This window comes from Streptosporangium sp. NPDC006007 (assembly GCF_040614315.1).
Lineage (GTDB): Bacteria > Actinomycetota > Actinomycetes > Streptosporangiales > Streptosporangiaceae > Streptosporangium.
On record NZ_JBEXUG010000057.1, the window covers coordinates 1 to 14,791 of the forward strand.

12 protein-coding genes and 1 pseudogene are annotated in these 14,791 nt (G+C 70.5%); 7 read left to right on the plus strand and 6 right to left on the minus strand.

The genetic code is table 11. From position 1 onward, the window contains the following. Nucleotides 1-192: 192 nt before the first annotated feature. On the plus strand, nucleotides 193-579 hold the full coding sequence (locus ABZ194_RS27855) for an SCO5389 family protein (protein ID WP_355599986.1): 387 nt from the start codon (nucleotides 193-195) through the stop codon (nucleotides 577-579). Nucleotides 580-656: 77 nt separating this feature from the next. Here ABZ194_RS27855 and ABZ194_RS27860 read toward each other — a convergent pair whose 3' ends face one another. The 3 genes from ABZ194_RS27860 to ABZ194_RS27870 form a co-directional block, all read right to left on the minus strand. Further along, complete coding sequence (locus tag ABZ194_RS27860) at nucleotides 657-1,625, minus strand: LLM class flavin-dependent oxidoreductase (protein ID WP_355599987.1); 969 nt, start codon at nucleotides 1,623-1,625, stop codon at nucleotides 657-659. A gap of 219 nt (nucleotides 1,626-1,844) precedes the next feature. Continuing rightward, nucleotides 1,845-2,513 carry a ribonuclease HII gene (locus ABZ194_RS27865; RefSeq protein ID WP_355599988.1) on the minus strand — a complete coding sequence of 223 codons (669 nt, stop codon included), beginning with the start codon at nucleotides 2,511-2,513 and terminating at the stop codon, nucleotides 1,845-1,847. Nucleotides 2,514-2,522: 9 nt separating this feature from the next. After that, on the minus strand, nucleotides 2,523-3,458 hold the full coding sequence (locus ABZ194_RS27870; protein ID WP_355599989.1) for a LysR family transcriptional regulator: 936 nt from the start codon (nucleotides 3,456-3,458) through the stop codon (nucleotides 2,523-2,525). 97 nt (nucleotides 3,459-3,555) lie between these two features. Here ABZ194_RS27870 and ABZ194_RS27875 point away from each other — a divergent pair, with 97 nt between their 5' ends. Together ABZ194_RS27875 and ABZ194_RS27880 are read left to right on the plus strand one after the other, a co-directional pair. Continuing rightward, entirely contained in the window at nucleotides 3,556-4,836 is a 1,281-nt protein-coding gene (locus tag ABZ194_RS27875; RefSeq protein WP_355599990.1) for a pyridoxal phosphate-dependent aminotransferase, read from the plus strand. Nucleotides 4,837-5,017: 181 nt separating this feature from the next. Then, nucleotides 5,018-5,662, plus strand: coding sequence for a GNAT family protein (locus ABZ194_RS27880; protein ID WP_355599991.1), 645 nt, complete (start codon nucleotides 5,018-5,020; stop codon nucleotides 5,660-5,662). A 140-nt stretch (nucleotides 5,663-5,802) separates the two neighbouring features. On the opposite strand, the gene ABZ194_RS27885 is transcribed toward ABZ194_RS27880, so the two are convergent. After that, nucleotides 5,803-6,291 (minus strand): hypothetical protein, encoded by a 489-nt coding sequence (locus ABZ194_RS27885; RefSeq protein ID WP_355599992.1) that lies wholly within the window; start codon nucleotides 6,289-6,291, stop codon nucleotides 5,803-5,805. Between the two features lie 306 nt (nucleotides 6,292-6,597). On the opposite strand from ABZ194_RS27885, the gene ABZ194_RS27890 reads away from it, so the two are divergent. Then, nucleotides 6,598-9,642, plus strand: coding sequence for a BTAD domain-containing putative transcriptional regulator (locus ABZ194_RS27890; RefSeq protein ID WP_355599993.1), 3,045 nt, complete (start codon nucleotides 6,598-6,600; stop codon nucleotides 9,640-9,642). Between the two features lie 331 nt (nucleotides 9,643-9,973). Here ABZ194_RS27890 and ABZ194_RS27895 read toward each other — a convergent pair whose 3' ends face one another. Continuing rightward, complete coding sequence (locus tag ABZ194_RS27895; protein ID WP_355600006.1) at nucleotides 9,974-11,383, minus strand: methyltransferase; 1,410 nt, start codon at nucleotides 11,381-11,383, stop codon at nucleotides 9,974-9,976. 163 nt (nucleotides 11,384-11,546) lie between these two features. Between ABZ194_RS27895 and ABZ194_RS27900 the strand changes: the two genes are divergently transcribed. Beyond that, the gene (locus tag ABZ194_RS27900; RefSeq protein ID WP_355599994.1) at nucleotides 11,547-11,858 is read left to right on the plus strand and encodes a hypothetical protein; all 312 of its coding nucleotides are present in this window, start codon (nucleotides 11,547-11,549) and stop codon (nucleotides 11,856-11,858) included. A gap of 86 nt (nucleotides 11,859-11,944) precedes the next feature. Here ABZ194_RS27900 and ABZ194_RS27905 read toward each other — a convergent pair whose 3' ends face one another. After that, nucleotides 11,945-12,541: a TetR/AcrR family transcriptional regulator gene (locus tag ABZ194_RS27905; protein ID WP_355599995.1), complete on the minus strand. Its 597-nt coding sequence runs from the start codon at nucleotides 12,539-12,541 to the stop codon at nucleotides 11,945-11,947. A gap of 178 nt (nucleotides 12,542-12,719) precedes the next feature. Between ABZ194_RS27905 and ABZ194_RS27910 the strand changes: the two are divergent. Both ABZ194_RS27910 and ABZ194_RS27915 read left to right on the plus strand, forming a co-directional pair. Then, nucleotides 12,720-13,040, plus strand: a pseudogene (locus ABZ194_RS27910) (hypothetical protein); the annotation flags it as partial. Nucleotides 13,041-13,319: 279 nt separating this feature from the next. Continuing rightward, entirely contained in the window at nucleotides 13,320-14,777 is a 1,458-nt protein-coding gene (locus ABZ194_RS27915) for a 4-hydroxyphenylacetate 3-hydroxylase N-terminal domain-containing protein (protein WP_355599996.1), read from the plus strand. Nucleotides 14,778-14,791 lie beyond the last annotated feature (14 nt).

Consider the following 14,791-nt stretch of genomic DNA (forward strand, 5'->3'; position numbering starts at 1 on the left):
CCGCCAGGCGGTGCACTTCCATCTGCGCAACGCGCAGGCGTGGGCGAACAAGGCGGCCGGTGAGGATCTCACCGCCCAGATCGACCCGGACTTCGTCTTCGGGCCCACACGAGTATCCCTCTCGCGCTAGATGGAGGCGGACGGGCCCGTGCTTAATGTCTGAATGATCCCTTTCTGAGAGGAGAACGAAGCATGTCGCTGACCGTTCCGAACGATCTTCTCGATCAGGCGAAGGCCGGTGAGGTGGACGACGAGGCATTCGTCGCCTGCGTTCGTGACTCTCTGCCGTACGCCTGGTCGGTGATCAGCGATCTGGTGCAGCAACGCGACCTCACCGGTGCGGAGTTCACCGACAACACCGTCCCCCCTCCCAACGAGACCGCCCGCGGCCAGTTACTCCGCTGCCTCGCCAGCGACGCCATGCGCAGCGCCCTGGAGCGCCACTTCGGAGTGAAGCTGGCCTTCCAGAACTGCCACCGGGTCGCGGTCTTCGACCCGACCGCCGTCAAGGCCCACGCCGAGTTCATCACCGCCCGTTCCCAGATCCTCAACCAGCGACCCGAGTTCGTCGACTGCTGACCGGAGACGGCCACCACGGATAACCACCGATAACCACGGGCCCGCACCGGATCTCCACCCGGTGCGGGCAGGTGGGTCTAGCGCAGCCGGGGCAGCACCTCGGCCCCGAACCGCCTGATGTTCTCAAGGGTGCGGGCCTGATCGCCCGCACCCTCCACCATGAGGATCAGGTGCCGCAGCCCGGTCCTGGCGACGGTCCGCTCGATCCGCTCGACACAGAGGTCGGCCGAGCCGACCGGATGCGCCCCGCAGAGAAAGTCCACATACTCCCCGATGTCACGCCGCGGTGGGGGGCGCCCGTCCACCGGCACATACCCCGCCAGGCCCGGCTCCAGCCACCTCGGCATGCTCCCCCGCAGCTCCCCTACGGCCTCCGCCGTCGAGTCGGCCACGTATCCCACCGCCGCCGCCACGTGCCCGGGGTCCTCGGAGCCGTAGGAGCGCAGCAACTCCACCCGGCCCTCGTCCCCGACGTGCATGCCCAGCAGCATCGGCAGCCTCCGCTCGGCGGCCAGCGCCACCGTCCCGGGCGAGGTGCAGGCGACGAGCGGCCTGAGCCTGACCGCCGGAACCATGGGCACCCTCCTGAACCGGAAGAACTCCCCGTCGGCGGCGACCGTGTCCTGCCCGAGGGCAGCGCGGAGCAGGTCGAGCGACTCACGGAAGCCGCGCTCGAACCGGGGCAGCCCCGTTCCGAGCACCTCCAACTCCAGCCACGGGCCGCCCCGTCCCACACCGAGCGTGAACCGCCCGCCCGAGACCTGGTCGAGGATCGCCGCCTGCTCGGCCAGGTCGACCGGGTGCCGCGCCGACAGCACGCTCACCGCCGTCCCCACCCGGATCCTGCTGGTACGGCCCAGCGCCACCCCGGCCAGCGTCACCGCCGACGGGCACACGCCGTACGACATGAAGTGGTGCTCGGCGATCCAGGCGTCGTCGAACCCCGCCTCCTCCGCGACCGTCACCGCCTCCACCGTGTCCCGCAACACCTGTCCGGCCTCACGCCCCGGAAACCCCGCCGCAATAAGGAAGACACCGATTTTCATGATGACCACCCTGGAACAGCGCGGGTGACCGGGAAAGACCAGATCTCCGTTCCGGCCGACCTTCGCGAAACGCCGGAGCCCCGGGCCGGCGACCTCCACCTCGCCGACGTCGTCAGGCCGGCACGGTCCGTCGCGGCTTTTCCCAAGGGCGTCGAAGAGGGCCGGCGGCTCCGCGGCGAGCGGCCACGGCCGGCCGTGCGGGGGCGGGTGGTCACCGCGCTAGCCGAACAGGCCGAGCTGGCCCTCTCCGGTCTGGGGGTCGCGGTGCCGCTTGAGGTGGCGCCAGCGGGGCAGGTCGTCCAGATAGGACCAGGACAGGCGGTGGTGGCGGGTCGGGCCGAGGGAGGCCAGGGCCCGCTGGTGGACCGGGGAGGGATATCCCGCGTTGTCGGCGAAGCCGTACTCCCCCAAGCCGAGTGAGGCCATGTAGGCGTCGCGGCGGACCTTGGCGATCACCGAGGCCGCGGCCACCGAGACGCACGACAGATCGCCCTTGACCTCGCATCGGACCGGCCACGGCGCCCCGAGGTAGTCGTGCCCGCCGTCCAGGATGACCACGTCGGGTCTGGCCGGCAGCTCGGCCAGCGCCCGCCTCGCCGCGCGGCGCAGGGCCTCGGTCATGCCGAGGGCGTCGATCTCCTCGTGTGTCGCCTCGCCGTACCCGATCCCGGCGGCCCAGACGGTGATCTCGTCGAACATGGCGACGCGGCGGGCGGGGGTGAGCATCTTGGAGTCGGTCAGGCCCGCGGGCGGCTCCGACAGGTCCGTGACCACCGCGCACACCGCGACCGGCCCGGCCCAGGCACCCCGCCCGACCTCGTCCACCCCGGCGACCAGCTTCGATCCGCCGGCCGACAGCAGCCGTTCGAGCGCGTAGGAGGGAGGCACGGTCCGACGTTACCGGTCGGTGAGCCGTACCGCCTCCAGGTCCTCGGCGAGCAGGCGTGCGGCGACGTGGACGGCCCGGAGGGTGACGGAGACGGCGGGCCGGTGGACGCTGGAGGCGCGGGCGACGGCGTGGACGTCCCGGGAGACCGGGTCGCCGGGAAACTCCCTGACCACGATGCCCCGGACCCCGGAGGCCAGCGCCAGGGCGGGAACGGCCGCGATGCCGATGCCCTTGGCGACCAGGCCGAGGATGGTGCCCAGGCCCTCGAACTCCCACGGCACCGGCTGGGCGCCGCCGACCTCGGCCAGCAGGCGGTCCATGGCCAGCCGGGAGGGCTCGCCGTCCGGGGTGGCCATCCACGGCTCGTCACGCAGCTCCCGCAGGTCCACCGGCTCGTCCAGGGAGGCGAGCCTGTGTTTGCGGGGCACCACGAGCACCAGCGGATCGTGCAGCAGCGGGAAGACCCGCATCGTGTCCGACTCGCGCACCCGGCCGTACCAGTCGTCCACCAGCGCGATGTCCACCTCCCCCGACCGGACCTCGCGCATCCCGCGCCCGGACCTGGCCTGCCCCATACGCAGGGTCAGCGCGGTGTGGCGGCGCAGCGACCTGGCCAGCGCGGGGGCGAAGGCCACCGCGGCGGTGGGGAAGGCCGTGACGGTGACCCGGCCGGAGGGCGTCCCCTCGTGGGCGGACAGATCGGACTCGGCGGTCTCCACCATCGACAGGATTCGCTCGGCGTGCTCGACCAGGCGGCGGCCGGCGTCGGTCAGCTCCGCGCTGCGGGCGGTCCGGTCGAGCAGCGCGGCCCCGGTCTCCCGTTCCAGCGCCGCGAGCTGCTGTGAAACGGCGGACGGACTGTAGCCCAGGGAGGCCGCGGTGGCGCTGATACTTCCTCGGCGGGCGAATTCGCAGATCAAGACCAGACGGCGAAAATCAAGCATTCGACTTCCTTATGCCTACCCACATTAACCAAAGCTTGTCCTGATGCCTGCACCCCATCAATCTTGGGAACGTTTCGCAATAACCGAGGGGACATTCATGAATGTGACGCTCTCCGCCACGCTGGCGGCCCATGAGGAGATCGAGCGAAGACGGCGGGCCGGTGAGCGAGTCCTGCACCTCGCCTTCGGCGAGGCGGGCCTGCCCGTTCATCCGGCGCTCCGCGAACGCCTGGTCGCCGCCTCGGGGCACAACGGGTACGGGCCGGTCGCCGGCGCCGCCGCGCTGCGCGAGGCGGCCTCCGGATACTGGCACCGCCGCGGCCTGCCCACCGACCCCGACCTGGTGGTCTGCGGTCCCGGCAGCAAGTCCCTGCTGTACGGCCTGCTGCCGGCCATCGGGGGCGACATCGTGCTGCCGGCGCCGAGCTGGGTCAGCTACGCCGCCCAGGCCGATCTGGCCGGGGTGCGTCCCCTGCGTGTTCCAGCGCCCCCCGGCGAGGGAGGGGTGCCGGATCCCGAACGTGTCGTCTCCGCCGTCCTGCACGCGCGGTCCCAGGGGCGCGAGGTGCGCTCGCTGCTCGTCACGCTGCCGGACAACCCCACCGGCACGCTGGCCTCCGCGCGGACGATCCGGCGCCTCGTCGAGGTGGCCCGCGACCTCGATCTCATCGTCATCTCCGACGAGATCTACCGCGACCTCGTCCACGACCCGGCCGCCGGCTTCCTCAGCCCCGCCGACCTGGCCCCCGAGCGTACGGTGATCACCAGCGGGCTCAGCAAGAGCCTGGCCCTCGGCGGCTGGCGGATCGGCGTGGCCCGGATCCCCTCCGCCGGGCTGCGGGACCGGCTGCTCGCGGTGGCCAGTGAGATCTGGTCCAGCCCGACGGCCCCGGTCCAGCAGGCGGCGGCCTACGCCTACACCGAGCCGGCCGAGCTCGTCGAGCGGATCGACGAGAGCCGCCGGCTGCACGGCGCGGTGAGCCGGGCCGTGCACGAGAGGTTCGTCCGGGCGGGCGTGCGGGCGGCCGCGCCGCAGGGCGGCTTCTACCTCTACCCCGACTTCACCGGACTGGGTTTCGCGACCTCCGCCGCGCTGGCCGCGAGCCTGCTCGACGAGCACGGCGTCGGCGTGCTTCCCGGCCACGCCTTCGGCGACGATCCCGGAGCACTCCGGGTGCGGGTGGCGACCAGCCTGCTGTACGGCGAGACGACCGAACGGCGCCTGGCCTCGCTGAGCGCCGCCGACCCCGTCGAACTGCCCTGGATCTCGGCCTCACTCGATCATCTGAGCGAGGCGCTGACCGGCCTGCGGCGGACATGTCCCGCACCGGGTGGACGTGAGCACGCCCCTCTGGTCCCGGCCCCGGTGACGGGGTGATCGGCAGGGGGTGCCGCCCTGGGAGGCTCCGCGGCGGCGGGGTGGGGCAGCCGCATCCATACCGTCTGAGCTGGTATTTTCCCTGTCATTCGGTGAGGGGATAAATACTTCTCTGGATGCTCGTCAAGATGTCTCATGCCATTTGGCACCATGCATGGGATTGAGCCCCCATCATGTGCTCATGCCCGCTTTTGTCACCCTGTCCGGGCGCTCCGTGCGCCTGGAACCGCTCAGCCTCGCGGTGGTCGACGACCTGGTCGCCGCGGCGAGTGAAGACCGGTCCACCTACGGTTTCACTCCCGTTCCCCACGGCCGGGAGGAGATGGCCTCCTACGTGGAGGCCGCTCTGGCTGAGCAGGCGGAGGGCCGTACGATGCCCTTCGCCATCCGGTGGCTGCACACCGACCGCGTCGTCGGTGCCACCCGTCTCATGCACCTGGAGTACTGGCAGGGCCCCATGCCCTGGCCACCGGGCACGCGTGGAGCGGTGGGCGAGGTCCCGTCCGTGGCGGACATCGGTTACACCTGGCTGGCCGCTTCGGCCCAGGGCGCCGGCGTCAACCGGGAGAGCAAGTATCTGATGCTCTCCCTCGCCTTCGAGACGTGGCAGGTCCACCGCATCACCCTCAAGGCCGACGTACGGAACGTACGCTCCCGGGCCGCCATCGAAGCCCTCGGCGCGCACCTGGACGGTGTGCGGCGGGCGGAGGCCCGAGGCTCCGACGACACGGTCCGAGATACCGCCTACTACTCGATCCTGAGCTCGGAGTGGCCGCTGGTGCGAGAACGGCTCCACGCGCGGCTCGACCTGGTCGAGGCGGCGTAGAGCACCCGTTCCACCTCGACACTCGAACCTGGCCGAGACGGCGCAGGCACCCCGTCACCGATGACCTCATGGAACAGAGGACCCGCCCGGGACCACCGGGCGGGCCTTGAGTTCGTCACATCCTTGTAGCCGGCCATCGGCTACTCGTCGTCGCCCTCGGCCTCGTAGATGTAGTCCCACTTGCCGCAGTACTTCCGCTTGGCCTGGTGGTTGTCCCAGTAGCAGACCCGGACCTGGACGTTGTCGACGTCGTACCGCGAGTAGTGGAAGGACTGGTGACCACTGGAGCCACACTTCTTGGCCCAGTAGTAGGACTCGTCGCCGTCGGCGTTCTCGAACTTGACCTGGACATAGCCGCAGAGCCACTGCGGCGAGTACTTGTCGTAGAGCTTGCCCTCGACGTGAACCTTGTCGGAGTTGTCGCTCCACACGTGACCCTTGGCCTTGGCCCGGGAGTCGTCGTAGTACTTGGAATAGTTGGGGCCCCAGTACTCGTCATAGTCGTCGGTGACGGAGCTCGCACCGGTCGTGGCCGCGGCCGAGGCCGGGGAGACCAGTGCCGGAACACCCACCGCGAGGACGGCGGTGGCCGCGGCGAGTCCCAGGAGGTTGCGGATCGTGTGGTTCATGGTGATTCTCCCTGAGGGGTGGAGACTCCCTTTCTCTCAGCGGGAGTCATGGCTCATTGATAGAGCGACCCGCCTGCACCGCGCTTACAGTTCCATTACCGGCACCTGCAAGCGGCTGGCAGACCGGGCATGGCCGCCCCCGTATGGGGCCATGCCCGGCATGTCACAGCATTACAAGCTGGGTTCAACGCCTGATCAACGACGAATCAACGCTCCGGCCAAGAGGCGCGCGGCATCCTAGGGGCGGGGCATTAAAGGACCTATCATTTGGTCATAAAGTTTTCCATCAGGGCGGAGATCTGAGAAATGGCTGCTCACGGCAGCGAAGACGGGTTGCGCTTCGCCGTGCTCGGCCCGGTCCAGGCGTGGCGGGAGGGGACCGAGCTCGACCTCGGCACACCGCTCCAACGCTCTATTCTGGCGATCCTGCTGCTGCGCGAGGGCCGGGCGGTGACCCCCGCGGAGATGATCGACGCGGTCTGGGGTGAGGAGGCACCGCCCCGCGCGCTCGGCGCGCTGCGCACCTACGTCTCACGGCTGCGGGCCGTGCTGGAGCCCGGCAGATCCCCCCGCACCCGTCCCGAGCTGCTCACCTCGGTGGGCCGGGGATACGCCCTGCGACTGGGGGGCGGCCTCCTCGACCTGCTGCTCTTCGAACAGGGCGTCTCGGAGGCCGAGACCGCGCGCCGCGCCGGAGACCCGCACGGGGCCGCCGAGAACCTGCGCGCGAGCCTGGCGCTGTGCACCGGCGAGCCTCTGGCCGGGGCGGTCGGCCCCTTCGCCGAGCACCAGCGCGGCCGGCTCGTCGAGCGGCGGATGAGCGTGCTCGAAACCCTGATGGACCTGGATCTCGAACGGGGCCGGCACGCCGACGTCATCCCCGAGCTGACCGCGCTGGCCGCCGACCACCCGCTGCGTGAGGGTTTGCGCGCCCAGCTGATGCTGGCCTACTACCGGTGCGGGCGGCAGGCGGACGCGCTCGCGGTCTTCGCCGAGACCCGCGCCGCCCTGATCGACGAGCTCGGCATCGAGCCCGGCCCCGACCTGACCGCCCTGCACCAGCGCATCCTCACCGGTGACCCGAGCCTCACCCCCGCCGCCGCCGAGCAGATACGGCCCGCGCCCGCGGAGGCCCCGGAGCCGGCCCGGGAGGCGGAGAGCACGAGGTCGGCGGAGCACGCGGAGCAGGCGCCCCCCGAACTGCCCCGTCCCGCGCAGCTGCCCGCGGGCGTGAACGACTTCACCGGGCGCCGCCAGATCGTCGCCCGGCTGCACACCCTGCTCTCCGGCCGGGGCGGCACGGACCGCGTGCCGGTGGCCGCCATCTCCGGGATCGGCGGCGTCGGCAAGACCGCGCTCGCCGTACACCTCGCCCACACCATGCACGACGTGTTCCCCGACGGCCAGCTCTACGCCGACCTGCGCGGATACGGCCAGGAGCCGACGGCGCCCGAGTCGGTGCTGGCCGCGTTCCTGCGCGGGCTCGGCCTGCCCCCCGACATCATCCCGGACGGCCTGGCCGAGCGGTCCGCGCTGTTCCGCTCGCTCCTGGCCGACCGGCGAATGCTGGTGCTGCTCGACAACGTCAGGGACGCCGCCCAGGTGAACCACCTGCTGCCCGGCTCGACCGGCTGCGCGGCGATCGTGACCAGCCGCCACAAGCTCGCCGACCTGGCCTCGGCCCGGCTGGTCGATCTGGACGTGATGGAGCCGGACGAGGCGCTGACCCTGTTCGGCACGGTGGCCGGCGCCGACCGGGTGGCCGCGGAACGCGCCGCCGCCATGGACGTGGTCGCGGCCTGCGGCTTCCTGCCGCTCGCGGTGCGGATCGTGGCGGCCCGGCTGGCCGCCCGGCCCTCCTGGACGGTCGCCTCGCTGGTGTTCCGGCTGGCGGACGAGCGCCGCCGCCTGGACGAGATGCGGGTGGGCAACCTCGCGGTGGAGGCGACCTTCGCCCTCGGGTACGGCCAGCTCGGCCCGGCCCAGGCGCGGGCGTTCCGGCTGCTCTCCCTGCCCGACGGCCCGGACATCTCGATCGGGGCCGCCGCCGCGCTGCTCGCGCTGAGCCCGATGGAGACCGAGGACATCCTGGAGTCCCTGGTGGACGCCAGCCTGCTGGAGGCCCCGACTCCGGGCCGCTACCGCTTCCACGACCTGCTCCGGCTTTTCGCCCGCCGCGCCGCGGAACGGGCCGACGGGACCGGAGAGGGCGATGACACCGAGGGCGCGGCCGGAGAGGGGACGCTCGCGCTGCGGCGGCTGCTCGGCTTTTACCTCGCCTCGGCGCGCTCGGCGCACCGGCTCGCCTACGAGGGCAGCATGATCGCCGACCGGCTCGCGGTGACCGTGCCCGGTCACACGTTCGCCTCGGCGGACGAGGCTGTGGCCTGGCTGTCGGCCGAGGTGGAGTCGCTGTTCGCGTCCATCGCCCAGGCGACCGGCGCGACGACGGCCGAGGCGCTGCTACCCGCCGCCGACCTGCTACTCGCCATGGAGCCGCTGCTGGAGGCGGGCAGTCACGCCCCTGAGTTCGAGCATCGGACCCGGGAGACGCTCGCCGCCGCCCAGCGGCTGGGCGCGATCTCCAGCGAGCTGCGCTGCCGCTACGTGCTCGGCAGGGTGCTGTTCGGGGGCAACCGGCTGGCCGACGCCGCGGACGAGTTCCTGGCCTCGCTGAACCTGGCCGCGGGCGGCGACAGGATCGTCAGCGGCGAGGCGCTCAACGCGCTGGCCGTGGTGGCGGGCCGCCAGCGCCGCCATACCGAGGCGCTGGCCCTGTTCGACTCGGCGCGCAAGGTGTTCAGGGATGACGGCGCGCCGGGAGGCGAGGCGCTGACGCTCAGCTACTCGGCCCGGGACCACCTGTTCCTCGGTCAGCGTGAGGAGGCGATCGCCGCCGCCGAGCGGGGCCTGGCCATCTTCATCGAGATCGGCTCCAGCGCGGGCACCGCCCGTGCCCGATATCACCTGGGGATGATGCTGTCACGGGTCGGGCGGCTCAACGAGGCGGTCCACCACCACGCCGAGTGCCTGGCCTTCTTCCGGGCCAGCGGGCAGCGGGTGTGGGAACAGCGGGTCTGTTCCCGGCTGGCCGAGACGTTCATCACCGCCGGCCGGTTCTCGGACGCGACCCGTCATGCGGAGCAGGCGCTGTCAGTGAGCCGTGAGATCGGTCATCCGTACGGCGAGGCGCTGTCGCTGTGGGTGCTAGGCAGGGCGCTCACCGGGCTCGGCAAGTCCGCCCGGAGCACCGACTGCCTCGAACGGGCCCACGACCTCTTCGCCCGGCTCCACGCCCCGGAGGCGGCCGACCTGCGCGCGCTGCTCGACCGTGACCGGGTCGGGAACTGATCTGAGTCCGTCGTATAAGTCGTACAGGTCGTCATCGAGACGTGTCATCCAAAAATGGTTGATCACTGGAATTCCCGTCGGTCTGGAACCTGGAAGCCGGATGTGAGGTGCCCGGCCGGCCGTCTAGCCGCCGGAGGACGCGTAGGGGGCCCGGTTATCCGGTGCGTCAACCGACGGCCTGCCGCCTCACGTCAACGGCCGGCCGGACTCGACACGGCCCCTTACCCCCCGGGGACTCGTGCCCACAACCAGAGGATCCCGTCCACCGTTCAACGTCCGATCAACATCCGATCGGCGCTAGGGGTCAGGACTGTCCACAGCCTGTGGACAGTCAGCCTGTGGATATGTGGAAAAACCCTTCGGCGAGCAGCGGACGGAGCGCTCCGGGGGCCTTCGCCCGCAGGTCGGCGAGGTTTTCGCCGGTAAGCTCGGCGATCGCGGCAAGCAGCGGATCCAGTGGAAAATCGCCGTCGCAGACCCCTGCCAGCGCCGCCTCCACCGTCCCCACCCGTGCGCTGCGGCGCAGCCCCCTGGTCTGCCTGAGCACGATCCGCGCCGGATCCTCGGCCCCCGGCGGCCCTACCCGCTCCTCCACCACACCGCCGGCCACCGTGAGCCTGGCTCCCAGTAGCTCGTCGTCGGTCAGCCGGTGCGTCGCGGCGACGGCGGCGAGCACCTCGTCCACATACTCCCCGACCGGGAGCTCCACCCGCTGGGCGAACTCCTCCACCCGCACCACCGGATCCAGACTGCCGGAGTCGTGCAGGCTGATCCAGCCGAAGCCGATCCCGGTGACGTCCATGGACTCGAACCAGCCGAGCCAGTCGTCATAGAGCTCGCGGTAGCGGGGGGTGCCCTGCTCGGCGGCGTCCCGCAGCCAGAGCTCCACGTATTCGGCCGGGTCCTGGACGTCCCGCTGCACCGCCCAGCCGTCGCAGCCGGTCCCGGTCAGCCAGCCGCCCACCCGGTCCCGCCAGTCCTCACCGCCGACGTGCAGCCAGTTCGCCAGGAGCTGGCAGGTGCCGCCGGGAGAGAGGGCGCGGGGCGCCAGCCGCAGGAGATCGCGGCAGAAACCGTCGGCCTCGAAGCCGGACTCCCGGTAGGCGAACCGGCCGCGAGGGGAGATCACGAACGGCGGGTTGGCGACGATCAGATCGAAGCGTTCACCCGCGACGGGGTCGAACAGCGAGCCCTCCCTGGCCTCCACCCCGTCGATCCCGGAGAGCGCCCAGCTCAGCCGGGCCAGCTCCAGCGCGCGGGGGTTGACGTCGGTGGCCACGATCCTCCCGGCCCGGCCGGCCAGGTGCAGCACCTGGACACCGCACCCGGTGCCGAGGTCGAGGGCGCTCTCCACCGGGCGGCGGGACACCAGCTGGGCCAGGTTCGCCGACGCCCCGCCCGCTCCGACGACGTGGTCCGTCCTGAGCGCCGGGTCACCGGGCCTGACCTTACGGTCGGAGACCAGGTAGCCTCCCGTCTCCCAGGGCTGGAGATGGACGGCGGAGGTGATCAGGTCCCCCTCGGCGGTCACCAGGCCCGAGGCGGCCAGCTCGGCCACCGGGAGCCATCCGGGAGCCCGCACCGGCACACCCAGCCACCAGAGCCGGATCAGCGTGCCGAGCGGATCGCCGTCCCGGGTGGCGCGGAGCGCGGGCACCGTCTCCTCACGGGCGAGCGCGATGGCGGCGACCCCGCCGAGACGCTCCCGGACTCCGTTGATGGTATAACCGGTGTCGAGCATCAGCTCTCTGAGGCGGTCGGCTAGATCGTTCACGGGGCCATCCTCGCACCGCGCCCCCCGGTGATGAGACCGCTACACAGCGCTGTAAGCGTTCTGCAAGCGGACCTTAAGCAGGAAGCGGTACCTCTTACATAGCCGCCGCATCTGCTCCAAAGGATCCAAGATGCTGATCCCCTGCTTCGCATGCGAGTCCCGTTTCCAACCCGACGAGTATTTCCGCGCCTGCCACGACTACAACCGGGGCAAGGATCTCGTGTCCTGGACCTGTCCCCGGTGTGGCAACCGGGACGACCTCCGGGTCCTCCCCGGCGAGCTGGGATTCGGCTATCCCCGGCGCGGCCGGTTCGACGTCAGCGACCGGGTGCGCGTGCCCGGCCTGCGGCGGCAACGTCAGGATCTACGGCTCGACATCTCCCTGAACAAGGAGATCTGGCGGGTCCCCACCCGGCTACGGCGGCTGGTGGGAGCGCACTGAGGCCGCTCCGGCCCTAGAGATCCCCGTACTCCGGGCCGGAGCCCTCGGAGAAGAACCGAGGCACCGGCCAGCCCGGACCGGAGCGCTCAGGCGGGCTGCTGGCGCAGGCTCTGCCAGGCCGCCCCGCACAGGCCCGCGATCTCCTCCTGGGTGGGCTGGTGGGCCCCCCCGAACCACAGCCGGCACATCTCGGTGGCGGGCCCCAGCCAGAGCACATAACACATGGTCGGCGGGACGGGCTGGAGCAGACCGGCCTTCATCTGGGGCCGCCACCAGTCGGAGACCTGCTTGAAGAACGCCCGGCGCGACTCGGAGACCTCGACACCGCCCGGCTCGTCACGCTTGGGCGGCCGCTCACTGATCAGCAGGTGCGCCCGCTCCCGGTTGTCCCCGCACCAGGTCATGTGCAGCGCGACGATGGCCTCGATGCCGTCCTGGGCGCCCTCGTGACGCTGGAGCTCGGTGATGAACGCCTCCTGGTACATCCGCAGGGTGTCGGCGTAGAGGACTCCGAAGACATGCTCCTTGCTGGCGAAGTGGTGGTAGAAACTGCCGACGCTGACGCCGCTCTCCTCCCGGAGACTGGCCAGCGTGGTGGCCGAGACACCGTCCTGGTTGAATCGGCGCAGCGCTCCCTCAATGATCCGGGTACGGCCGTCGCGTCCACTCTTGGCACTCTTCACAGAACCAATGGTGAGGCACCAGAACCTTATTCCGCAAATGGCGCCGAAACCCCAAAGGGCAAGCTGATCATAGCGCCCCACTCGCGCGACGCGCCGCGTAAACCAACCGCCGGGACAGCGCGGACCGACCGGTGTTTGAACATGATCGGGCGCGCGGCTCCGAGGCGGGGCGTCCTCCCGGAGCGATCCAGCGATGGCCGACGGTGTCGTCCACATCGAAAGCGACGATTCCAGGGTGTACGCCCTGGACGCCACGACCGGCCACCCGAAGCCTCCCCTGAAGGAGCAGCATGCGCGCACTCCTGTCCGGCGCCCTCGCCCTCGCTCTCGCGCAACCCGCCACCGCCTCGGCCGCTACCGGCGCCTCCACCTCTTCTACTTGGGGTACCCAGGGCAGGAGTTCGTGGTCGAGGACCATCTCAGCGGTGAACGCTACGTCTGCGAGGGAGGGGAGAGCCAGGACCTGTGGTCGAATGCCAGCTTTCTCCACGCCCCTTGAAAGCGCCCGCCGTCGGCTCGCGCCGCGCCGAAGACCGGTGAACGCCGACGGCGTGATCACTATCCAGCAGGCGGGACGGGCGTAAACGCTTTACTGGAGGCAAGGCCGCATCGCGAGGATCCCCATGAAATCGCCGTGCCATGTTCGTTCATCATCGCGGCTTCACGGGTGTAGCGGAAACACGTAGCGCTGTGATCAAGTACGTATGTCCGGAAAACGCGAGGCAGGTCAGGGACAGACCATGATCCACAAGTACGAAACCAAGCAAAGGAGCGTCCGATGCGTACTGGATCCGACTATCTGGCCTCGCTCAAAGACTCACGTCGTATCTATGTGGACGGCGCTCCCGTGGGAGACGTCGCCCACCACCCGGCTTTCGCCCCGATCGCGAACACCATCGGCGCGCTATTCGATCTGGCCGCCGACCCGGCAGCGAACATGACACGGATCGATCCGAACACCGGCACCCTGGTCAACCGCTTGTTCACCACACCGCGCACTCGGGAGGACCTGACCGCGTTCCGGATCGCCGCCACCACGTGGGCCAGACAGACACACGGCTGGGTGGGGCGCAGCCCCGATCACGTGGGCGCGTTCTTCGCCGCGTTCGCCGCCCACCCCGAGGCCTTCAACGGCGGCGACCGCGACTTCGCCGCGAACGTCCTCGCCTACCAGAAGCGGATCATGGAGAGAGATCTCTATCTCTCCTACGCGATCATCCCACCACAGTTCTCCAGGGCCACCACCGCCCACGCCTGGAACGGTGAACTGATCCAGGTCGGCGTGGCTGAGGAACGGGCGGACGGCATCGTCGTCCGCGGCGCCCAGATGCTCGCCACCGGCGGGGCGGTCGCCGACGAGATCTTCGTGTCATGCATCAAACCGCTCAGTGCCGAGGACCGCGACTTCGCGCTCAGCTTCGCCGTGCCAGTCGGAACGCGAGGCCTCAAGCTGTACTGCCGCCGGCCGTACGCGCCCTCGGCGACCAGCGCCTACGACTACCCCTTGACCACCCGGTTCGACGAGACCGACGCCCTCCTGGTGTTCGACGACGTCTTCATCCCCTGGGAGCGGATGTTCGTCTACCGCGACGTGACGGGCCTGCAACGGCAGTTCTTTCAGACCGGCGCACATGTGCTGGGCAACTGGCAGGCGCAGATCCGGCTTGCCGTGAAGCTGCAGTTCCTGGCCGGGCTCGCCCGCAAGGTCGCCGAGGTCAACGGCGTCGGCGAGTTCCCCGGCGTGGTGGAGAAACTGGGCGAGCTGGCCAGCGTGGCCTCGCTCGTGGAGTCCGCGGTGCTGGCCGCCGAATACACCGCGGCACCCGACGAGCAGGGCCTGTGGCGCCCTGGCGCCCGAGCGTTGTACGGCGCGATGGGCCTGCAGGCCGAGTTCTATCCACGCGTGCTCGCCATCCTGCGCGACCTGGTCGGTGGCGGCGTCCTCCAGGTGCCCTCCAGCGTCGCGGACATGATCACCCCGGAGTCGCGCGCTGACATCGACCGTTACATCCACAGCCCAAACGCTCCGGCCGAGGCGCGGGTGAAGCTGTTCAAACTCGTCTGGGACGCGGTGGGCAGTGAGTTCGCCGGACGCCACCACCAGTACGAGATGTTCTACGCCGGCGCGCCCTTCGTGGCGAAGGGCTACGCGTACCGCAACTACGCCTTTGACGGCCCGCTCGCCGATGTCGAGGCGTTCCTGTCGAGTTACGGCGTCGAAACGACTTCCGCCTGAGCCGATCGCCTATG

Coding starts and splice junctions, on each gene's coding strand:
- ABZ194_RS27895 (WP_355600006.1), bottom strand. CDS start 11,383: ATGCTCGACACCGGTTATACCATCAACGGAGTCCGGGAGCGTCTCGGC.
- ABZ194_RS27880 (WP_355599991.1), top strand. CDS start 5,018: ATGCCCGCTTTTGTCACCCTGTCCGGGCGCTCCGTGCGCCTGGAACCG.
- ABZ194_RS27855 (WP_355599986.1), top strand. CDS start 193: ATGTCGCTGACCGTTCCGAACGATCTTCTCGATCAGGCGAAGGCCGGT.
- ABZ194_RS27875 (WP_355599990.1), top strand. CDS start 3,556: ATGAATGTGACGCTCTCCGCCACGCTGGCGGCCCATGAGGAGATCGAG.
- ABZ194_RS27900 (WP_355599994.1), top strand. CDS start 11,547: ATGCTGATCCCCTGCTTCGCATGCGAGTCCCGTTTCCAACCCGACGAG.
- ABZ194_RS27915 (WP_355599996.1), top strand. CDS start 13,320: ATGCGTACTGGATCCGACTATCTGGCCTCGCTCAAAGACTCACGTCGT.
- ABZ194_RS27885 (WP_355599992.1), bottom strand. CDS start 6,291: ATGAACCACACGATCCGCAACCTCCTGGGACTCGCCGCGGCCACCGCC.
- ABZ194_RS27860 (WP_355599987.1), bottom strand. CDS start 1,625: ATGAAAATCGGTGTCTTCCTTATTGCGGCGGGGTTTCCGGGGCGTGAG.
- ABZ194_RS27870 (WP_355599989.1), bottom strand. CDS start 3,458: ATGCTTGATTTTCGCCGTCTGGTCTTGATCTGCGAATTCGCCCGCCGA.
- ABZ194_RS27890 (WP_355599993.1), top strand. CDS start 6,598: ATGGCTGCTCACGGCAGCGAAGACGGGTTGCGCTTCGCCGTGCTCGGC.